The organism is Variovorax sucrosi, from assembly GCF_051216635.1.
GTDB lineage: Bacteria > Pseudomonadota > Gammaproteobacteria > Burkholderiales > Burkholderiaceae_C > Variovorax.
Map to the genome: position 1 here is coordinate 257,304 of NZ_JBPJZU010000007.1, position 20,349 is coordinate 277,652.

Sequence of the window (20,349 nt, forward strand, 5' to 3'; positions counted from 1 at the left end):
TCAAGGGGGCAACCCCAGCGGCCCGGCGAAGCCGGTTCCGCGGTGTTTTCCGAACGGGCATTGCTTCGCTTGCCTTGCAAGTGACGGGTAGCGCAGCGAACAACTAGAACTAGAGGACAGCACAGATATGCAGATGGAAAACTTTGCGCCGATCATGTTCGGCGGGCTGGTGCTGATCATGTTGATCGGCTTCCCGGTGGCGTTCTCGCTGGCCGCGCTGGGCATGGCCTCCGGCTTCTTCGCGATCCAGATGGGCTGGTTCCCGGCGGTGTTCATGGAGAACCTGCCGATCAACATCTTCGGCATCCTGTCGAACGACCTGTTGCTGGCGATCCCGTTCTTTACCTTCATGGGCGCCATCCTCGAAAAGTGCGGGCTCGCCGAAGACATGCTCGACTCGATGGGCCAGTTGTTCGGCACCGTGAAGGGCGGTCTCGGCTACTCGGTGATCATCGTGGGCTTCATCCTCGGCGCCATCACCGGCACGGTGGCCGGCCAGGTGATCGCGATGGCGCTGATCTCGCTGCCGGTGATGATCCGCTATGGCTACAACATGCGCTATGCCACCGGCGTGCTGGCGGCCTCGGGCACCATCACGCAGCTGGTGCCGCCTTCGCTGGTGCTGATCGTCATGGCCGACCAGCTGGGCCGCTCGGTCGGCGACATGTACCGCGGCGCCTGGGGCCCGTCGATCCTTCAGGTGCTGATCTTCGCGGGCTACACCTTCATGCTCGGCGTCATCAAGCCACACCACGTTCCGGGCATTCCCAAGACGGCCCGCACGCTCAGCGGCGCCAAGCTGTGGGCCAAATGCCTGCGCGGCATCATTCCATCGGCCATCCTGATCTTCGCGGTGCTGGGCTCCATGGGTGGCCTGCCGGGCATCGACACCGCGATCGCCACGCCGACCGAAGCCGGCGCCATGGGCGTGGTCGGCGCACTGATCCTCGCGGCGATCCACAAGCGGCTGACGCCGACACTGGTCTGGGAAGCCATGGTCGGCACCATGCGGCTCACCGCCATGGTGGTGTTCATCCTGATCGGCGCGCGCGTGTTCTCGCTGGTGTTCCAGGGCGTGGACGGTGCCAAGTGGGTCGAGCACCTGCTGACGGGCCTGCCGGGTGGGCAGATCGGCTTCCTGATCGTCGTCAACCTGTTCATCTTCTTCCTGGCCTTCTTCCTCGACTTCTTCGAGATCGCCTTCATCATCCTGCCGATGCTGGGCCCGGTGGCGGCCAAGCTCGGCATCGACTTGGTGTGGTTCGGCGTGCTGCTGTGCGTGAACATGCAAACCAGCTTCATGCACCCGCCGTTCGGCTTTGCGCTGTTCTATTTGCGAGGCATAGCTGACACGCTGTTCAAGGAGAAACGGATCGCCAAACCGGTGTTGTCGAACGACATCTACATGGGCGCGATCCCCTGGGTGCTGATGCAGCTGATCCTGGTCGCGATCGTGATCTTCGTGCCTCAAACGGTGACGATGTTCCTGCCCAAGGAACAGACGATCGACACCGACAAGGTGCAGATCGAGGTGCCGGCGGACGACATGGGATCGAGTTCCGGCGCAAGCAGCAACAGCGACGGTGGCGAGAATCCCTTTGGCGATCCGCCCAAGGAAGAGACCCCGGCCGCTCCCGGTGCGACCGGCACCGAACCCGAGAAGAAGTAGGCGCTTTTGGGTCCGGCACCGTTTCGTTTCGAACCGTCGCAGGGCGACGCGGTCGAAGGCCAGGCGTTCTCGCTGCCCTTCAAGCTGCTGGCCACCGTGATCGTGGGCGGCTGCGCCTTCTGGCTGGCACAGCTCTGGTCGGTGGGCGCGCTGGGCACCGCCAAGACCGGCGGCCTCGGCTGGTTTCTCGCCGGCATCGCGCTGATGGGCTGGACCTGGTTCCACATCATGACCAGCCGCACCCGCATCGACCGCCAGGGCCTGCACCAGCGCTGGATCTGGGACAAGCACATGGCACTCGACGACCTCGCCTTCGGCAAGCTGATCCGCGTGCGCGGGCTCGACTGGCTGATTGCGCCGCGGCTCTACGTGCGCACGTTGGTCGGCAAGTTCGCGGTGTTCTATGCGGCCACGCCGGAACTCATCGCCGAGTTCGAGCGCCTGGTGGCCGAACTCAAACAGGCACGCAGACTCTGATCGCGCCCCCGTGCCAGCGCCCATGAGAAAACCGCGCAGCGCGCGGTTTTTTCACGAGTGCCCTTGAAGCTCAGAGCTTCACGGATTGCATGTAGCTGTCGAAGCGGCCTTCAGCCACACGGAACCACGCCACCTGGTCGCGCTGGAAAACCTGGAAGTCGGCGTAGATCTTCTTCCACTCGGGGCTCTTGGCGCCGTTCTCTTCGTAGACCTGCTGGGAAGCCTTGAACGATGCGTCGAGGATTTCCTTGCTGAAAGGCAGCAGCTTGGTCTTGGCGCCGATCAGTTGCTTGAGCGCAGTGGGGTTGCGGGCGTCGTACTTGGCCAGCATGTCCTGCGAGGCCTGGGCCGACGCGGCCGCGACGATGGCCTTGTTCTCGGGCGACAAGGCGTCGAAAGCCTTCTTGTTGATGAAGAAGTCGACCTCGGGCCCGCCTTCCCACCAGCCCGGGTAGTAGTAGTGCGGCGCGACCTTGTTGAAGCCGAGCTTCTGGTCGTCGTACGGGCCGACCCATTCGGCCGCGTCGATCGTGCCCTTTTCCAGCGCCTGGTAGATCTCACCGCCCGGAATGCTTTGCGGCACCACGCCCATCTTGGTCATCACGTCGCCCACCAAGCCGCCGCCGAGGCGCATCTTCAGGCCCTTGAGGTCGGCCGGGGTCTTGATTTCCTTGCGGAACCAGCCGCCCATCTGCGTGCCGGTGTTGCCGCCGTTGAAGCTCACCATCCCGTAGGTGCCGTAGAACTCGTCCATCAGCTTGCGGCCGTTGCCGTGCATCATCCACGCGTTCATCTGGCGCGCGTTCATGCCGAACGGAATGGCCGAACCGAGCGCGAAGGCTGGGTTCTTGCCGTAGAAGTAGTAAGGCACCGTGTGGCAGGCCTCGACCGAACCCTGCTGCACACCGTCGACCACGCCGAAGGCCGGCATCAGTTCGCCAGCCGCATGCACCGAGATCTCGAACTTGCCGCCCGACATGGCCTTGACTGCATTGGAGAAAACTTCGGCGCCGCCGTAGATCGTGTCAAGCGGCTTCGGAAAGCTGGAAGCCAGACGCCAGCGAACAGCGGCCTGCGCATGGACTGCGGGCGCGATGCCTGCAGCGAGGACGCCGGCGATGCCAGCATTCTTGATAAGGGAACGACGATCCATTGATTTCACTCCGATTGCAAAGGGGAAAAAACAAAACGCGGCCTCGCCGCGTTGAGTTGAAGACCTTGTGGGTCGCCCGCGATTGTAAGAAGTGCTTACAGAGCGGCCGTTGGGGGTTTACCCTGCGGAATCCATCGCACCGAAGCGCGCCGTGATGGACTGCGCGATGCCCTCGGCATCGAGCCCCACGCCGGCCAGCAGCTTGGCCGGATCGCCATGCTCGACGAACTGGTCGGGCAGGCCCAATTGCAGCACCGGCCTGACCACGCCCGCCGCCTGAAGTGCCTCGAGCACCGCGCTGCCCGCGCCGCCCATGACGGCACCTTCCTCGACCGTGACCAAGGCCTCGTGCGCGGCGGCGACCTGCAGCAGCAGTTCGACGTCGAGCGGCTTGACCCAGCGCATGTTGACGACCGTGGCGCCCAGCGATTCGGCGGCCTGGAGCGCCGGATACAACAACGTGCCGAAGGCCAGGATCGCGATGCGCGTGCCCTGCCGCCGCACTTCGCCCTTGCCGAAGGGCAGGCCATCGAGCGTGAGGTGCGGCGTAATGCCGGCCCCGGCGCCGCGCGGGTAGCGCACCGTCACCGGATGGTCCTGCTCGTAGGCCGTGGTGAGCAGCGCACGGCATTCGGCTTCGTCGGCCGGGCAGGCGATGCTCATGTTCGGGATGCAGCGCACGAAGGGGATGTCGTAGGCGCCCGCATGCGTCGCGCCGTCGGCACCCACCAGGCCCGCGCGGTCGAGCGCGAAGACCACCGGCAGCTTCTGGATGGCGACGTCGTGGATCAGCTGGTCGTAGGCGCGCTGCAGGAAGGTCGAGTAGATCGCGACCACCGGCTTGAGGCCTTCGCAGGCCAAGCCAGCCGCGAAGGTCACGGCATGCTGCTCGGCGATGCCGACGTCGTGGTAGCGCGACGGGAACTTCTGCTGAAACTCCACCAGACCCGAGCCTTCGCGCATGGCCGGCGTGATGCCGACCAGGCGGCCGTCCTGCGCGGCCATGTCGCACAGCCACTGCCCGAACACCTGCGTGAAGGTCTGCCTGGCCACCGCCGTGGACTTGACGAGGCCCACCGCCGGGTCGAACTTGCCCGGCCCGTGGTAGGCCACCGGGTCGGCCTCGGCCAGCTTGTAGCCCTGGCCCTTCTTGGTCACGACGTGCAGGAACTGCGGGCCGTCGAGCTGCTTGAGGTTCTCGAGCGTCGGCACCAGCGAATCGATGTCGTGGCCGTCGATGGGGCCGACGTAGTTGAAGCCGAACTGCTCGAACAGCGTGGCCGGCACCACCATGCCCTTGGCATGCTGCTCGAAGCGCTTGGCCAGTTCGAACAGCGGCGGCGCGGCGCGCAGCACGCTCTTGCCCACGTTCTTCGCGGCGGCGTAGAAGTTGCCGCTCATCAGCTGCGCGAGGTAGCGGTTGAGCGCGCCCACGGGCGGGCTGATCGACATGTCGTTGTCGTTCAGGATGACCAGCAGCTTGCAGTCCGACACGCCTGCGTTGTTGAGCGCCTCGAAGGCCATGCCGGCCGTCATCGCGCCGTCGCCGATGATGGCCACGGCATGCCGGTCTTCGCCCTTCTGCTTGGCCGCCATGGCCATGCCGAGGGCCGCCGAGATGCTGGTCGACGAATGCGCCGTGCCGAAGGTGTCGTACTCGCTCTCGGCCCGTTGCGGAAAGCCGGAGATGCCGCCGAGCTGGCGCAGCGTGGGCATGCGCTCGCGTCGACCGGTCAGGATCTTGTGCGGATAGGTCTGGTGGCCCACGTCCCACACCAGACGGTCGTGCGGCGTGTGGAAGACGTGGTGCAGCGCGACCGTCAGTTCGACCGTGCCGAGGTTGGAGCTCAGGTGGCCGCCGGTGCGCGACACGTTGTGCAGCACGCAGGCGCGCACCTCGTCGGCCAGTTGCTTGAGTTGGGTGCGGTCGAACTGGCGCAGGACCGAAGGATCGTGGATGGTGGAAAGCAGCTCGGCCATGGATGTGTTGTTATCGGTCGCGGTCCACGACCATGGTTGCCAGCGCGCGCAGCGCCCGGGTGTCGTCCAGGCCGCTGCGGTCGAGCGCTTCGAGAGACTCGCCGAGCAGCTGAGCCGCCTGGGCGCGAGCCCCTTCGAGCCCGAGCAGCGACACGTAGGTGGGTTTGTCGGCGGCCGCGTCCTTGCCGGCGGTCTTGCCGAGCGTCTGCGAATCGGCGGTGACGTCGAGGATGTCGTCGACGATCTGAAAGGCCAGCCCGAGCGCGGCGCCGTAGCCGCGCAGTGCGGCGAGCGCATCCGGCGCGACTTCCGCCGCGCAGGCCGCGCCCATCTCGACGCTGCCCTGCAGCAGCGCGCCGGTCTTCAGGCGGTGCATCTCGCGCAGTTGCGTTTCGTTCAGTGCCACGCCGACGCTGGCGAGGTCGATCGCCTGGCCGCCGGCCATGCCCTGGCTGCCGGCGGCACGGGCCAGCAGCCGGCACAGCCGGGCCTGCACGGTGGACGTGATGTCGCAGTCGTCGGGCGTGAGCAGTTCGAAGGCCAGCGCCTGCAGCGCATCGCCGGCCAGCAGCGCATCGGCCTCGCCGAACTGCACATGCACCGTGGGCTTGCCGCGCCGCAGGACGTCGTTGTCCATGCAGGGCAGATCGTCATGCACCAGCGAATAGGCGTGGATGAGTTCGGTGGCGCAGGCCGCGCGCAACGCCGCCGCCGGATGGCCGTGCACCGCTTCGCTGGCGGCCAGCACCAGCAGCGGCCGCAGGCGCTTGCCACCGTCGAGCACCGCATAGCGCATCGCATCGCCGAGCTGCACCGGGGCGTCGATACCGACCCAGCGCGACAGGGCGGCTTCGACCGCCGCCAGGTGCGGCCCGCTCCAGGCCGCCAGGCGCGCCGCGTCCCAGCGGGCTGCCGAGTGCGCGGCCGTCATTCGGCCGACCACGCCTTGAGACTGCCCGCGTCGAGCACCTTGATCTGGTCTTCGACCGCCTGCAGCTTGTCGCGGCAGAAGTTCAGCAGGGCCGCGCCGCGCTGATAGCTGCCGAGCAGCTGGTCGAGCGGCATCTGGCCGGATTCGAGTTCGTTCACCAGCCGTTCGAGCTCCTGAAGCCCCGCTTCGTAGCTCGGGGGCAGCGCACCGGTGTCGGGGGTGTCCGCCAGGAGGGAGGGCGTGGGAGAGGAAGGCGCCTTGGGCATGCAGCAGGAGTCGTGGGTGAAACAAGGCATTTTAGGACGCATGGAAAAGGGCCCGGGTACAATCGACCCTCCTCCACGCCGGCGCCCGCCGGCGATGTTCTTTCGCGGCGCCGCACTTCGCGGACCAAGCCCGTTTCCCTTTTCTCCCTGTGGGGAGCTTGGTCAGGTCACCCATGTCTGATTTAAGTCTTCAACTGCAGCAGGCCCAGAGCCAACTCCCGGTTTCCGCGTACTTCGACGAGGCGCTCTATGCCCGCGAGCTGCAGACGCTTTTCGCCAACGGGCCACGCTACGTGGGCCATCGGCTGGCCGTGCCGGAGCCCGGCAATTTCCACACGCTGCCGCAGGAACACGAGGGCCGCGCGCTGGTGCACACACCCAAGGGCGTCGAACTGATCTCCAATGTCTGCCGGCATCGCCAGGCGGTGATCCTGCAGGGCCGCGGGCAGCTCGACAACGGCAGCGGCGGCAACATCGTCTGCCCGCTGCACCGCTGGACCTATGCGGCGGCAGACCCGCGCACCACCGGCACGCTCATTGGTGCCCCCCATTTCGCGCAGGACCCCTGCCTCAACCTGCACAACTACCCGCTGGAAGAGTGGAACGGCCTGCTGTTCGAGAAGAACCGCGACGGCAGCGGCCGCAATGTGGCGGCCGACCTGGCCGGCCTGGGACCGCGCGCCGACCTCGACTTCGCCGGCTACGCGCTGGACCGCGTCGAGCTGCACGAGTGCAACTACAACTGGAAGACCTTCATCGAGGTCTACCTCGAGGACTACCACGTCGGCCCCTTCCACCCCGGCCTCGGCAGTTTTGTGACCTGCGACGACCTGCGCTGGGAATTCAAGGACAACTTCTCGGTGCAGACGGTGGGCGTGGCCAACCGCCTGGGCCGCGCGGGCAGTCCGGTCTACCAGAAGTGGCAGGAGCAGCTGCTGAAGTACCGCGACGGCAAGCCGCCGAAGTACGGTGCGATCTGGCTCACCTACTACCCGCACGTGATGGTCGAGTGGTACCCGCACGTGCTCACGGTGTCGACGCTCCACCCCATCAGCCCGACCAAGACACTCAACATGGTCGAATTCTTCTACCCCGAGGAGATCGTCGCCTTCGAGCGCGAATTCGTCGAGGCGCAGCAGGCCGCCTACATGGAGACCTGCGTGGAAGACGACGAGATCGCCGAGCGCATGGACGCCGGCCGCCGCGCGCTGATGCTGCGCGGCGACAACGAGACCGGGCCGTACCAGAGCCCGATGGAAGACGGCATGCAGCAGTTCCACGAGTGGTACCGCACCGCCATGCGGGCTTGACCGCGCCGAGAGCGGGCCGCTGATGCAATCGCTCTGGATGGTGCTGGGCGCCCTGCTGTTCGCGACCATGGGCCTGTGCGTGAAGTACGCATCGGCCTGGTTCACCAGCGCCGAGCTGGTGCTCTACCGCGGTCTGATCGGCATCGTCTTTCTCTGGATGTTCGCGCGCAGCCGGGGCGTCTCGCTGGGCACGCGCTACCCCGCCATGCACGCCTGGCGCAGCCTCATCGGCGTGGTGTCGCTCGGCGCCTGGTTCTACGCCATCGCGCACCTGCCGCTGGCGACCGCCGTCACCCTCAACTACATGAGCAGCGTGTGGATCGCGGCCTTCCTCATCGGCGGCGCGCTGCTCGCCTGGGTGCCGGTGCCGGGGCGCGACGGCACGGTGCCGCGGCCGCCGCTGCAGGGGCCGTTGATCCTCACGGTGCTCGCCGGCTTCGCGGGGGTCGTCCTGATGCTGAAGCCGAGCGTCAACGGCAACCAGGGCTTCGCCGGGCTGATGGGCATGTTGTCGGGGCTCACTGCGGCCTTTGCCTACATGCAGGTGGTGGCGCTGTCCCGCGCCGGCGAGCCCGAGGCCCGCACCGTCTTCTACTTCGCCGTGGGCTCGGCCGTGGCCGGCGCCGTGGCGACCGCGATCACCGGCTTCACGCCCTGGGAGCAATGGACCTGGGGCCACGCCGCCTGGCTCCTGCCGGTGGGCGTGCTCGCCGCCGGCGGCCAGCTGTGCATGACGCGTGCCTACGCCACGGCCAAGTCGGAAAGCGGCACGCTGCTGGTGGCCAGCCTGCAGTACTCGGGCATCATCTTCGCCGCGTTCTACGGTGTGGTGCTGTTCGACGACCGCATCGACGCGATGGGCTGGGGCGGCATGGCGCTCATCATCGCGAGCGGCATCGCCGCCACCTTCCTGCGGCAACGGTCGCTGCCCAAGGCGCCGGCCGAAGAACACTGACGTCCACCTTCAAGGAACCCTCATGTACGGCACCCTGATCTCCACCGAACAACTCAAGGCGCTGGAGGCATCCGGTGCGCCGCGCATGGTGTTCGACTGCAGCTTCGACCTGATGAAACCCGAGGCCGGCGCGGCGCAGTACCGCGACCTGCACATCGCCGGCGCGGTGTACGCCAACCTCGACACCGACCTGAGCGCCGCGCACGGCCGCCCCGGCAAGGACGGCGCCGTGGTGGTCGCGCACGAAGACGGCGAGCCCGCCTCGGGCGGGCGCCACCCGCTGCCCAGCCGCGAGAAGTTCGCCGCCTGGCTGTCGAGTGTCGGCTTCGCGAACGACATGCAGGCCGTGGTCTACGACCGCAACGGGGCCAATTACTGCGGCCGCCTGTGGTGGATGCTGAAGTGGATGGGTCACGACGCCGTGGCCGTGCTCGACGGCGGCCTGCAGGCCTGGCAGGCCGCGAGCGGCGCCGTGGCGCAGGGCGACGAGCCGGCACACTTCCAGTCCAACTTCGTGCCCTCGACCCCGCGCGCCGCGCTGCGCGTCACGCGCGATGTCGTCGCGCATCTGGGCCAGCCTGACCAGACGCTGATCGACGCACGCGCCGGTGCACGTTATCGCGGCGAGGTGGAACCTCTGGACCCGATCGCAGGTCACATCCCTGGGGCCTTGAACCGCCCCTTCGCCGAGAACATCGGCCCGGACGGCAAGTTCAAGCCCGCGGCGCAGTTGCGCGCCGAATTCGAACACTTGCTGGCCGGACGCGATCCCTCGACGGTCGTCCACCAGTGCGGCAGCGGCGTCAGCGCCGTGCCGAACCTGCTCGCCATGGAAATCGCGGGCCTCGGGCCGACCGCGCTCTATGCCGGCAGCTGGAGCGAATGGAGCAACACGCCGGGGCTGCCGACCCGGCAAGGCGCAGAACCATGATTCGCGGACGCTTCCTCTTCCGTCTTCTCGCTTCCGCCGCGCTCGTCGCGGCCCCCTTCGCGCTGCAGGCGCAATCGCAGCAGGCCCATGTGCACGGCCAGATCAAGCTCGACGTGGTGGTCGACGGCCCGACGGTCGTCGTCACGATGGAATCCCCACTCGACAACTTCGTCGGCTTCGAGCGCGCGCCGCGCAGCGACGACGAGAAGAAGGCGGTCGACGAAGCCGTGGCCAAACTGCGCGCGGCCGACACGCTCTTCGCCATCGATCCGGCCGGCAACTGCAAGCTGGGCCCGGTCGAACTGCGCGCACCGGTGCTGGGCCTGGGCGCGACGCCCGCGGGCGCACCGACCGCCGGCCATGCCGACCTGGACGCGACCTTCGCCTTCAACTGCGCCAGCGCAGCCGCCGCCAAGTTCATCGACGTCGGCCTGTTCACCGCCTTCAAGGGCCCACGCCAGATCGAGGTGCAGATCGCCGCGCCGCAAGGCCAGTTCAAACGTACGCTCAAGCGGCCCAATGCGCGCATCGCCTGGGGCAAGTAATGCGGCGGTGAACAGCGTCCTGGCCCTCGAGGGCCTGCGCTTCGGCTGGCCCGGCGCCACGCCTTGCATCGACATCGAGCGGCTGGACGTCGCCGCCGGCGAAACCCTGTTCCTTCACGGCCCGAGCGGCTGCGGCAAGAGCACCCTGCTGTCGCTCATGGCCGGCGTGCTGGTGGCCGATGCCGGCCGCGTGACGCTGCTGGGGCACGATTGGGCGGCGCTCTCGGGTGCGGCACGCGACCGCTGCCGCGTGGCGCACGTCGGCTACATCTTCCAGCAGTTCAATCTTCTGCCGTACCTCAGCGTGCTCGACAACGTGCTGCTGCCCTGCCGCTTCTCGCCCCGCCGCCGCGCGCAGGCGGCGCAGGAAGGCTCGCCGCATGCGCAGGCCGAGGCACTGCTCGACGGCATGGGGCTCGAGCGCGCGCTGTGGCGCCGGCCGGCGATGAAGCTGTCGGTCGGCCAGCAGCAGCGCGTGGCCGCGGCGCGCGCGCTCATCGGCCGGCCCGAGTTGGTGATCGCCGACGAGCCGACCTCGGCGCTCGACGAGGCGCATCGCGACGCCTTCCTCGACGTGCTGCTGGCCGCCTGCGCCGCACACCACAGCGCTCTGGTCTTCGTGAGCCACGACCGCCGCCTAGCCGCGCGCTTCGGGCGCGAGCTGCGGCTGCCGGACATCAACCGCGCGCAAGACGGAGCGTCGCCGTGACCGCCCTCTTTTCCATCGCCTGGCGCAGCGCCTGGAACCGCCGCTTCACGCTGGTGCTGACGGTGCTGTCGATCGCGCTGTCGACGGTGCTGCTGCTGGGCGTCGAACGCATCCGCACGCAGCTGCGCGAGAGCTTCTCGTCGGCCGTCTCGGGCACCGACCTGATCGTCGGTGCGCGCACCGGCTCGACGCAGTTGCTGCTGTATTCGGTGTTCCGCATCGGCTCGGCGACCAACAACATCGCCTGGCAGAGCGTGCAGGCGCTGCAGGCGCACGAGGGCGTCGACTGGGTGGTGCCACTGTCGCTGGGCGATTCGCACCGCGGCTTCGCGGTGCTCGCGACCACGCCGGATTACTTCGCGCACTTCCACTACGGCGACCATCAAGCGCTGGTGCTGCGCGAAGGCCAACCCTTCGACGCGCTGTTCGACGCCGTCATCGGTGCCGACGTGGCCGAGCGGCTGGGCTACCGCGTGGGCCAGCGCATCACGCTGGCGCACGGCACCGGCGAGCTCGTGGCCGAGCATGCCGACAAGCCCTTCACGGTGGTGGGCATCCTCGCGCGCACCGGCACGCCGGTCGACCGCACGGTGCACATCGGCCTGCAGGCGATGGAAGCGATCCACCTCGACTGGCGCGGCGGTGCGCCGATGCCGGGCCTGCGCGTGCCGGTGGCGAAGCTGAGCCAGATGGACCTCACGCCGAAGAACGTGACGGCCGCGCTGGTCGGCCTGAAGAACCGCGCCGCCGTGTTCGGCGTGCAGCGATGGGTGTCGACCTACAGCGGCGAGCCGCTGATGGCGGTGCTGCCCGGCGTCGCGCTCGACGAGCTGTGGGACGTGATCGGCGTCGGCGAGAACGCGCTGCTGCTGATGTCGGCCCTGGTCGCGCTGGTGAGCCTGGCCGGCCTGGTGGCGGTGGTGCTCGCCGGCCTCGACCAGCGCCGCCGCGAGCTCGCCGTGCTGCGCGCGGCCGGTGCCATGCTGCGCCATGTGCTGGCGCTGCTGGCCATCGAAGGCGCGCTGGTCACGCTGGCCGGCGTGGTGCTCGGCGCCAGCGCCACGGCCGTAGTCATCGTGCTGCTGTCGCCGTGGCTGCAGGCACACTTCGGGCTGACGCTGGCGCTCTCGGCCCCCACCGCAAACGAAGGCCTGCTGGTCGGGGCCCTGCTCCTGGCCGGCTGGGCCGCCAGCCTGCTGCCCGCCCTGCGCGCCTACCGCCTGTCGCTGGCCGACGGGCTCTCGCCGCGTCTGTGACGCTCTGCACCACCCTGCAAGGAACGACCATGAACTCCCTTCGCCGTCGCCACGTCGTGCTCGCCGCCATCGGCAGCGCCATGCTTGGAAACGCCATCGCCGTCGGACCAGGTGCAGTGCGCGAGATCACCTGGGACGACCTGGTGCCCAAGGACTGGGACCCGATGAAGGAGATCGGCGCCACCGACCCCGGCCAGTTGAAGGACGGCGACCCGCGCGCCGCGGCGCTGATGAAGAAGATGCAGGCCGCCTTCGACAACGCGCCGGTCAACCCCGCGATGGACGGCGCCCAGGTGAAGATCCCCGGCTACATCGTGCCGCTGGAGCAAAAGAAGGCCGGCGAGATCACCGAGTTCCTGCTGGTGCCCTACTTCGGCGCCTGCATCCACACGCCGCCACCGCCGGCCAACCAGATCCTGCATGTGCATCCGTCAAAGGCGGCCAAGTTCCGCTCCATGGACGCGGTGTGGGTGGTCGGCACGCTCAAGGCCGCCCGCAGCCATTCCGGGATGGGCGTTGCCGGCTACCGGCTGGACGCTCAGAGCGTGACGGCCTACACCGCTCCTGCGTCGGCGAAGTAGTCCGCGTCCCTTCGGGACCCCACCCCGCGCGAAGAGCCAGAGCCCGACACCTGCCTGAACGGGCAGGACGCGGCCCCGTCGCGATCGTCCTACGCCCGCTTCCCGCGGGCACCCACATTCGCGGCAGGGGACGATTCCTACGCTGCGTCCGCGACGCACGGATCGGAACAGATTTTCAACCTGCTCCGGGCGCCGGCGAAAAACACCACCACCCACGAAACGAAGGATCCATCATGAGCAAAGCACCTGCCAAGAAGAACGACGCCGTCGACCTGCTCGACGCCGACCACATCGCCGTGAAGAAGCTGTTCCAGCAATTCAACAAGCTGGCCGAGGCCGAAGGCCCCGCCGAGGAGCGCAAGGCGCTGGCCGACCAGATCTGCCGCGAACTCACCGTGCACGCGCAGATCGAGGAGGAAATTTTCTACCCGGCAGCGCGGGCTGCCCTCCACGACGATCCGCTGCTGGACGAAGCGACCGTCGAGCACGCGAGCGCGAAGGAACTGATCGCGCAGATCGAGGGCATGCAGGCCGACGAACCCCTTTTCAACGCCAAGGTCATCGTGCTGGGCGAGTACATCGACCACCATGTGGGTGAAGAGCGCGAAGAAATGTTCGAGAAGGCCCGCAAGTCGAAGATGGACCTGGTCGCATTGAAGGAACAGCTGGCGACGCGCAAGGAAGAACTGCTGGCCGACCTCGAAGCGGCCGCCTGATCGGACCTCGGGTCCGATCGCCGAGGGCTCGGTCCGCGTTCCCGCGGGTCGGGCCCTTCGTGCGTCAGCGCCCCGCTCAGTCGGGCGCCTGCACGACGCGGTCGTGCTCTTCGTCGGCGGTCACGTTGTCGGCATCGAGCTCGCTCGCATCGGTGAGGTCGATGCCCGTTTCCTCGGCCAGCAGGTCGGGGCCTTCGGTGTCGGCATCGTCGGTATCCACGTCGCCGACATCGAAGCTCTCGACGCTGGTGTCGTCGTCGATGTCCTCCACCTCCTCGAGGGGCGGCAAGGCATGGCGGGGCGGGGGCGCGGTGGCGTTCATGGGCAGGTTCCCTGCAGGCAATCGATGCCACATGCTGCACCTCAACGGCCGCCGATGCAACAGCGCCGTGGCACAGCCCCGTCGCGCGCCGATTGCGTGCCTCAATCCTTGCGGTCGTGCGCTTGTGCCTTGTGCGGCGCGGTGTGCGCCGAGTGGTCGTGGGCGTGATCGTGGCTGTCGTCGTGGGCATGGCCGCCATGGGCCAGTCGGCTCACCCCCGTGACCAGCACGATGCCGGCCGCGAGCCACACGATCTGCGCCAGGGTCTGGCGCGCAGGCAGCTGCTTCTGCAGTTGCGGGATCAGGTCGGCCAACGCCACATAGATGAAACTGCTGCTCGCCAGCACGAGGAAATACGGCAGCCAGCCATGCAGCTGGTCGACCAGCCACCAGCCCGCCAGGCCGCCCAGCGCCGTCATCGTCCCGGCCAGCGAGACCTTGACCAGCGCCACCTTCGAGGTGGCCGACATCTGGCGCAGCACCACCAGGTCGCCGATGTGGTGCGGCACTTCATGCGCCAGCACCGCCAGCGCGGCCACCAGCCCGAGCCGGAGGTCGGCCACGAAGGCCGACGCGATCAGGATGCCATCGCCGAAGCAGTGCACGCTGTCGCCGGTGAGCACGGCCCAGCCACCGGCGCGCGGTGCATGGGCGTGCGCGTGTCCATGGTCGTGATCGTGCGCATGGCCGTGCGGGCCGGCGTGGTGTTCGTGCCCGTGGTGCCACAGTTCGGCCTTGTCGAGCAGGAAGAAGAAGACCACGCCGAACAGCAGGGTCGCGAACAGCCAGGCCGGCTCGATGCCGCTTTCGAAGGCTTCGGGCAGCAGGTGCATGAAAGCGGTCGCCAGCAGCGCGCCGGCCGCCAGGCTCAGCAGATGCTGCGCATTGACGCCACCGCTGCTGCGCACGCCGACGCGCATGAGCAGGGCCGCCACCCAGACGCTTCCGATGCCCGCCACCAGCGTGGCCACGAGGATGATCAACAGGTTCATATGTGCTTCTTCGAATACCCCAACAAAAACCGCCCCGAAGGGCGGTTGCGCGTCGTGCACCTGGGCGGACGCCGCCCGGCCGGGGCGGCGTCAGGCGACGCCGTGCGTCTTGAACCAGGCCTGGGCCCGGCGCCAACCATCGTCGGCGGCTTCCTTGAGGTAGCTCGGCCGGTAGTCGGCATGGAACGCATGGCCCGCATCCGGGTACACGACGAATTGCGATGCCTTGGCCGCGTCGGAGCCGCTGGCCAAGGTCAATTTCATCTTATCAACCGTGTCAAGGGGGATGCCCTGGTCCTTGCCGCCATAGAGGCCGAGCACCGGGGCCTTGAGCTGAGTGGCGACATCGACCGGGTGCTTGGGCGTCAGTTCGCTCGGCTGGCCGACGAGTCGGCCGTACCAGGCCACCCCCGCCTTCACCTTGCCGGTGGCCGCATAGAGCAAGACGATGCGCCCGCCCCAGCAGAAGCCGGTGATGCCGGCCTTCGAGATGTCGCCGCCGTTGACGGCCGCGTACTGAAGCGCGCCATCGAGGTCGGCCATCACCTGCGCGTCGGGCACCTTCGACACCACCTCGCCCATCAGCTTCGGGATCTCGGTGTACTTGCTGGCGTCGCCCTGGCGGGCGTACAGATCGGGTGCGATGGCCAGGTAGCCGAGCTTGGCAAAGCGTCGGCAGACGTCGGCGATGTATTCGTGCACGCCAAAGATTTCCTGGATGACCAGCACCACCGGCAGCCCGGTCTTGCCCGACGGCGCGGCCGCATAGGCCGGCACCTGGAAGCCGTTGACGGTGTACTTGATCGGGCCGGCCTGCAGACCATCGGTCGACGTGCTGATCGCCGTCTGCGCCGAGATCGGCAGCGTGGCCGCCGCATAGCCGGCGCCGAGCGCGGCCTTCAGCGCCGTGCGGCGCGTCGCGCCCTGGGGGGTGCTGTCGCCGGGGCGCAGCGAATCGAAATCGGCTTGCAGGTCGGGGCGGGAATCGTCGAAAGAAGGCATGGGCGCTCCTGTGGAATCGGCCTGGGGAGGTTGCGAAAAAGATGTGCGCCCGAACGGGCGCACGGCGCAATCTAGGCGATTCCGGCGAAACCCGGCATGCTGTGAGGAGATGACCCCGCGTAGGCGCGATTCGCCAGCGCGCGGGCCAGCACGCGGGCCGGGTCGACCAGCGTCAGGCCCTGCACTGCGGTGCTGCCCTGCAGTCCGAGGGGCACCTCGGTGCAGCCCATGATGATGGCGACATCGCCGTGGCGGCGCGACAGCTGAAGCGCCACCTCGGAGAAGCAGGTTTCGGCCAGCCGCAGGTCGCCGGCCTTCACGCCGTCGTAGATGCCGCGCATCACCAGCGCGCGCTCGTCGGGCAGCGGTAGATGGCACTGCAGCCCGGCGTCGGCCAGCGCCTGCTCGTACAGCCGCACCCGGTAGGTGCCTTCGGTGGCCATCAGCGCCACCTGCGTGTGGCCCTGCGCCGCCAGGCTGCTCGCGACCTCGCGCGCCACATGCAGCAGCTCGATCTGCGGAAAGCGCTGCTGCAGCGTGGCATGCCAGGCATGCGCCGTGTTGCAGGCGATGGCGACGGCACGGCTGCCGAGTGCCGCCAGCCGGCCCAGCGCCTGCAGCATCGGCTCCAGCGGCTGGTGCGCGCCCTCGCCCGGGCGTTCGAGCGCGCCGCTGCGGTCGGGCACCGGCACCTGCGCCAGCCAGTGCTCGGGGAAGGACTGGTCGCGCACCGGCTCGCCGACGGCGCGCATGTGCTGCGCGCACGCGTCGACGAAGAGCCGCACGAAGTCGGCGCCCGCCGCCGGCCCCATGCCGCCCAGAATCCCGACCACCTGCGTCATGGCTGGATTCCGATCAGGTCGCCGGCTTGTCCGACGGGGTCTTGATGTTGTCCTTGAGCTCCTGGCTCATCGGCAGACCGATCGGCAGGCCCTTCGGCGGGATCGGGCCGAGGAACCACTTGTTGTAGAGCTTCTCGAAGTCGCCCGACTTCATCATTCCGGTGATCACGCCATCGACCAGCGCCTTGAACTGCGGGTCGTCCTTGGGCAGCATGCAGGCATAGGGCTCGACCTGCAGCGCGTCGCCCACCACTTCGAGGTCGGCCGGGGCCTTGGAGTTGGAGCGCAGGCCGTACAGCAGGATGTCGTCCATCGCGAAGGCGACGGCACGGTCGCTCTCGACCAGCAGCAGCGCGTCGGCATGGTCCTTCGCGGCCAGGATGTCGATGTCCAGCTTCTTCTCTTCGTTGTACTTGCGCACCACCAGCATGTTGGTCGTGCCGGTGGTGATGGCCACCTGTTTGCCCTTGAGGTCGGCGTAGTTCTTGATGCCCGAGGCCTTCTTCACCAGCAGCCGGGTGCCGGTGTAGAAATGGTTGATCGCGAAGGAGACATCCTTGCCGCGCGCGCTGTTGTTGGTGGTGGAGCCGCACTCGACATCGACCGTGCCGTTGGACAGCAGCGGGATGCGGTTCTGCGAGGTGACCGCCATCCAGGCGACCTCGAGGTTCGGCTTGTTCAGCTTCTTCTTCACCGCGTCCACGATCGCGTTCGACAACTCGACCGAGAAGCCGATCGGCTTGCTCGGGCCGTCCAGGTAACTGAACGGCACCGACGATTCCCGATAGGCCATGGTGAGCTTGTTCGACGACGCGACCTTGGCCAGCGTGTCGGCGGCCTGGGCGCCGGTGGCGGTCAGGAGAACGGCGGCCATCAGTACGGAGAGTTTCATGCGAGCCCTTTCGGCAATGGAGACGGTGAGACGGCCAGTGTAAAAACTTGTTCACTGAAGTCCACCATTCCTTTTGCACCCAGGGTCATGTCCAAAAGTTATGTGCTGTGCAGGGCATGCCTTCCGGCTATGGGTGACCCCGCTTTCGGCATTTCCTCGGCCCACGCCTCCGATCTAGAGTCGCGCCATCGCTGCAGCGCAGCATCGGAAGAAAGCGTTTCATGCACGTCTGTGTGCTCGGCGCCGGCATCGTGGGCCTCGCGACCGCCTGGCATCTTCAGCGCGAAGGCCATCGGGTGACGGTGGTCGACCGGGCCACGCCCGGCGCTGGCGCGAGCGGCGGCAACGGCGCCCAACTGAGCTACTCCTATGTGCAGCCGCTGGCCGACCCGGCCATCTGGGCGCAACTGCCCAAGCTGCTGCTGTCGGCCGATTCGCCGCTCAAGCTGCGACCGCAGCTCGACCCGTTGCAGTGGCGCTGGGGCATCGAATTCCTGGCCGCCTGCAACGCACAGACCTCGCGCGACAGCACCGCCGCCTTGCTGGCGCTCGCGGCCTCGAGCCGTGTTGCTTTCGAGGCGATGCGCGCCGACATCGCGCCCGATTGCGACTTCTCCGCCACCGGCAAGCTGGTGGTCTACCAGAGTGCGGAGGGCGTCGAGGTGGCGCGCAAGCAGGTGGCGCTTCAACGCGCACTGGGCAGCGTGCAGGAAGTGCTGAGCGCCGACGCGTGCATCGCCATCGAGCCAGCCCTGGCCGGCTACCGCGAGCACATCGCGGGCGCCGTCCATACGCCCAGCGAATGCGCGGCCGACTGCCTCAAGGTCTGCCGGGAACTCGAACGGGCCCTGCGCGCACGGGGCGTGCGCTTCGTCCTGGGCACCGAGGTGCGCGGCTTCGACGAGCGCCAGGGCCGGGTGGTCGCGGTGCACACCGAGGGCGAGCCGATCGAGGCCGACGCCTTCGTCGTCGCGCTGGGCACCGCATCGCACCGGCTCGGACGCCAACTGGGCACCTCGGTGCCGGTGTATCCGCTGAAGGGCTACAGCATCACCGTCGACGTGGACGAGGCGCCCGGCGCCGCACCACGCGTCAGCGTGACCGACAGCGCGCGCAAGGTGGTGTTCGCACGCATCGGCACGCGGCTGCGGGTGGCCGGCATGGCCGAACTGGTGGGGGACGACGGGAGCATTCCGCCGGATCGCATCGACACGCTGATCGCGGCCACCCGCGCCGTCTTCCCGCAGATCGACCGCTTCGACGACCCGCAGCCCTGGACCGGCATGCGCCCGGCCACGCCGACCGGCCTGCCGATCATCGGCCGGCGGCCCGGCACCGCGGCGAACGTGGTGTTCAACACCGGCCACGGCGCGCTGGGCTTCACACTGGCTTTCGGCTCGGCGCTGAAGGTGGGGCAAGCGCTGCGGGCGCTCTCCCCGGCCGCCGCCTGAGCGCTGACGCTCAGCGCGCTGCCCGGGCCGGCAGGAAGTCCGGCGAGCGCGCGATCACGGCACGGACCTCCTGCATCAGCGCCCGCGCGCCGGGCGACGGCAACGCACCGAGGCGCTGCGTCAGCCCGATGCGGCGACGGGTGCGGTCGAGCGGAAAGTCCAGCACCACCAGCCTGCCGTCGCGGATCTCGTAGCGCAGCTGGTGGGGCGAGATGGCCGTCACCATGTCGCTTTCGAGCAGCAGGCCGCGCAGCACGGCGAGGTCGCCGGTCTCGACGGCGGGAATCGGTGGCGACTCGTGGGCTTCGGCGCAGAAGCGCTCGATTCCCTCTCGCAAGGGCGAGCCCTGCCGCGGCAGCGCCCAGGTCGCCTCACGCAGCCGGTTGAAGTCGATGTGCTGCACACCCGCCAGCGGATGGCCGGCGCGGGCGATGATGGAGATGCGGTCATCGAACAGCGGCTGCTGCTCGAGGTTCACCGCCTCGTCCTCGCTGCGCAGCGCGCCGAGGATGAAGTCGATGTCGCCGCTGCGCAGCGACGCCGCCAGCGCGTCGTACGGGTTCTCGACGGTCACGACGTGCACGCGCGGATGCCGCGCGATCAGCGCGGCGATCGCCATCGGCAGGATTCGCGTGCGTCCGATGGGCAATGCACCGACGTGCACGCTGCCCTGCAGCGTGCCTTCGCTGGCCGCGATGTCCGGGCCGATGTGCCGCAACTCGGCCAGCACCCGCTTGAAGTAGAAGGCCACGATGCCGCCGGCCGGGGTCGCGACGAGCCCGCCGGACCTGCGTTCGAACAGTGCGACGCCCAGGCCATGCTCCAGGTCCTTCAGCGCAGTTCCGATGGCCGGCTGCGTGATGCCGAACTCGCGCGCGACCGCCGGCACGCTGCGCCTCTCCGAGAGGCTTGCGATCACCGCCAGCCGCCGGCCGTTCAGGATGGCGGTGAACAGCGAGGCCAGGTCCACCGCGCTGTCGATGCCGCCGCGGGCGACCAGTTGCGTCCGCGCCTCGTCGAACTCGCGTTCGATGCGGCGCGCGCGCATCAGCACCAGCTTGCCGTAGGCGTTGAGCGCGACCCCGCGCGGACCGCGCTCGAACAACGAATGGCCCAGCGCCGCCTCGAGCTGAAGCACCGATCGCGTGACCGCCGAGGCGACGCGGCACAGCCCCTCGGCAGCGCCGGCGATGCTGCCGGCCGATGCCACGGCCGAGAACGCGCGCAGATGCCGCAAATTGATGCCCAGCGCCGCACCGTCCCAACGGTCGATCACTTTGTGCGTCGCAACGGGTTCATCCACGACGTCCACTCTCGTCCCGGGAGCATCTCGGTGGAGCCCCGGGAAACCCTAGTGCCACCAAAGAGA

The 20,349-nt window shown here is 68.3% G+C and carries 21 protein-coding genes; 11 read left to right on the forward strand and 10 right to left on the reverse strand.

Annotated features, from left to right (window positions below; translation table 11 throughout):
• Positions 1-127: 127 nt before the first annotated feature.
• Both ACSFBE_RS15690 and ACSFBE_RS15695 read left to right on the forward strand, forming a co-directional pair.
• Positions 128-1,669, forward strand: coding sequence for a TRAP transporter large permease (locus ACSFBE_RS15690; RefSeq protein ID WP_435491322.1), 1,542 nt, complete (start codon positions 128-130; stop codon positions 1,667-1,669).
• 6 nt (positions 1,670-1,675) lie between these two features.
• Complete coding sequence (locus ACSFBE_RS15695; protein WP_435491323.1) at positions 1,676-2,146, forward strand: hypothetical protein; 471 nt, start codon at positions 1,676-1,678, stop codon at positions 2,144-2,146.
• 70 nt (positions 2,147-2,216) lie between these two features.
• Here ACSFBE_RS15695 and ACSFBE_RS15700 read toward each other — a convergent pair whose 3' ends face one another.
• The 4 genes from ACSFBE_RS15700 to xseB all read right to left on the reverse strand — a co-directional run bounded on the left by ACSFBE_RS15700 (position 2,217) and on the right by xseB (position 6,476).
• Positions 2,217-3,299: a TRAP transporter substrate-binding protein gene (locus ACSFBE_RS15700; protein WP_435491324.1), complete on the reverse strand. Its 1,083-nt coding sequence runs from the start codon at positions 3,297-3,299 to the stop codon at positions 2,217-2,219.
• Between the two features lie 117 nt (positions 3,300-3,416).
• Positions 3,417-5,279 (reverse strand): 1-deoxy-D-xylulose-5-phosphate synthase, encoded by a 1,863-nt coding sequence (gene dxs / locus ACSFBE_RS15705; RefSeq protein ID WP_435491325.1) that lies wholly within the window; start codon positions 5,277-5,279, stop codon positions 3,417-3,419.
• Between the two features lie 10 nt (positions 5,280-5,289).
• Positions 5,290-6,210, reverse strand: coding sequence for a polyprenyl synthetase family protein (locus ACSFBE_RS15710; RefSeq protein ID WP_435491326.1), 921 nt, complete (start codon positions 6,208-6,210; stop codon positions 5,290-5,292).
• Complete coding sequence (xseB, locus tag ACSFBE_RS15715; protein ID WP_435491327.1) at positions 6,207-6,476, reverse strand: exodeoxyribonuclease VII small subunit; 270 nt, start codon at positions 6,474-6,476, stop codon at positions 6,207-6,209. Before xseB ends, ACSFBE_RS15710 begins: the two co-directional genes overlap by 4 nt.
• 173 nt (positions 6,477-6,649) lie before the next feature.
• Between xseB and ACSFBE_RS15720 the strand changes: the two genes are divergently transcribed.
• The 8 genes from ACSFBE_RS15720 to ACSFBE_RS15755 all read left to right on the forward strand — a co-directional run bounded on the left by ACSFBE_RS15720 (position 6,650) and on the right by ACSFBE_RS15755 (position 13,479).
• Positions 6,650-7,786 (forward strand): aromatic ring-hydroxylating oxygenase subunit alpha, encoded by a 1,137-nt coding sequence (locus ACSFBE_RS15720; RefSeq protein WP_435491328.1) that lies wholly within the window; start codon positions 6,650-6,652, stop codon positions 7,784-7,786.
• A 22-nt stretch (positions 7,787-7,808) separates the two neighbouring features.
• On the forward strand, positions 7,809-8,741 hold the full coding sequence (locus tag ACSFBE_RS15725) for a DMT family transporter (protein ID WP_435491329.1): 933 nt from the start codon (positions 7,809-7,811) through the stop codon (positions 8,739-8,741).
• Between the two features lie 22 nt (positions 8,742-8,763).
• Positions 8,764-9,672: a sulfurtransferase gene (locus ACSFBE_RS15730; RefSeq protein WP_435491330.1), complete on the forward strand. Its 909-nt coding sequence runs from the start codon at positions 8,764-8,766 to the stop codon at positions 9,670-9,672.
• Positions 9,669-10,217, forward strand: coding sequence for a ZrgA family zinc uptake protein (locus ACSFBE_RS15735; RefSeq protein ID WP_435491331.1), 549 nt, complete (start codon positions 9,669-9,671; stop codon positions 10,215-10,217). The genes ACSFBE_RS15730 and ACSFBE_RS15735 overlap by 4 nt, the downstream gene beginning before the upstream one ends.
• Positions 10,192-10,926 (forward strand): ABC transporter ATP-binding protein, encoded by a 735-nt coding sequence (locus ACSFBE_RS15740; RefSeq protein WP_435491332.1) that lies wholly within the window; start codon positions 10,192-10,194, stop codon positions 10,924-10,926. The genes ACSFBE_RS15735 and ACSFBE_RS15740 overlap by 26 nt, the downstream gene beginning before the upstream one ends.
• A complete protein-coding gene (locus tag ACSFBE_RS15745) occupies positions 10,923-12,182 on the forward strand; it encodes an ABC transporter permease (RefSeq protein WP_435491333.1) in 1,260 nt (419 codons plus the stop codon). The genes ACSFBE_RS15740 and ACSFBE_RS15745 overlap by 4 nt, the downstream gene beginning before the upstream one ends.
• 29 nt (positions 12,183-12,211) lie before the next feature.
• A complete protein-coding gene (locus ACSFBE_RS15750) occupies positions 12,212-12,763 on the forward strand; it encodes a DUF3299 domain-containing protein (RefSeq protein WP_435491334.1) in 552 nt (183 codons plus the stop codon).
• A gap of 233 nt (positions 12,764-12,996) precedes the next feature.
• The gene (locus tag ACSFBE_RS15755) at positions 12,997-13,479 is read left to right on the forward strand and encodes a hemerythrin domain-containing protein (RefSeq protein WP_435491335.1); all 483 of its coding nucleotides are present in this window, start codon (positions 12,997-12,999) and stop codon (positions 13,477-13,479) included.
• Positions 13,480-13,555: 76 nt separating this feature from the next.
• On the opposite strand, the gene ACSFBE_RS15760 is transcribed toward ACSFBE_RS15755, so the two are convergent.
• The 5 genes from ACSFBE_RS15760 to ACSFBE_RS15780 all read right to left on the reverse strand — a co-directional run bounded on the left by ACSFBE_RS15760 (position 13,556) and on the right by ACSFBE_RS15780 (position 17,529).
• Entirely contained in the window at positions 13,556-13,801 is a 246-nt protein-coding gene (locus ACSFBE_RS15760) for a hypothetical protein (RefSeq protein ID WP_435491336.1), read from the reverse strand.
• 101 nt (positions 13,802-13,902) lie between these two features.
• A complete protein-coding gene (locus ACSFBE_RS15765; protein WP_435491337.1) occupies positions 13,903-14,793 on the reverse strand; it encodes a ZIP family metal transporter in 891 nt (296 codons plus the stop codon).
• 90 nt (positions 14,794-14,883) lie between these two features.
• A complete protein-coding gene (locus ACSFBE_RS15770) occupies positions 14,884-15,795 on the reverse strand; it encodes a dienelactone hydrolase family protein (RefSeq protein ID WP_435491338.1) in 912 nt (303 codons plus the stop codon).
• A 71-nt stretch (positions 15,796-15,866) separates the two neighbouring features.
• Positions 15,867-16,637, reverse strand: coding sequence for an aspartate/glutamate racemase family protein (locus tag ACSFBE_RS15775; RefSeq protein WP_435491339.1), 771 nt, complete (start codon positions 16,635-16,637; stop codon positions 15,867-15,869).
• Between the two features lie 13 nt (positions 16,638-16,650).
• Positions 16,651-17,529: a transporter substrate-binding domain-containing protein gene (locus tag ACSFBE_RS15780; RefSeq protein WP_435491340.1), complete on the reverse strand. Its 879-nt coding sequence runs from the start codon at positions 17,527-17,529 to the stop codon at positions 16,651-16,653.
• A 221-nt stretch (positions 17,530-17,750) separates the two neighbouring features.
• Between ACSFBE_RS15780 and ACSFBE_RS15785 the strand changes: the two genes are divergently transcribed.
• Positions 17,751-18,980: a D-amino acid dehydrogenase gene (locus ACSFBE_RS15785; RefSeq protein ID WP_435491341.1), complete on the forward strand. Its 1,230-nt coding sequence runs from the start codon at positions 17,751-17,753 to the stop codon at positions 18,978-18,980.
• A 10-nt stretch (positions 18,981-18,990) separates the two neighbouring features.
• Here ACSFBE_RS15785 and ACSFBE_RS15790 read toward each other — a convergent pair whose 3' ends face one another.
• Entirely contained in the window at positions 18,991-20,283 is a 1,293-nt protein-coding gene (locus tag ACSFBE_RS15790) for a LysR family transcriptional regulator (protein WP_435491342.1), read from the reverse strand.
• Positions 20,284-20,349 lie beyond the last annotated feature (66 nt).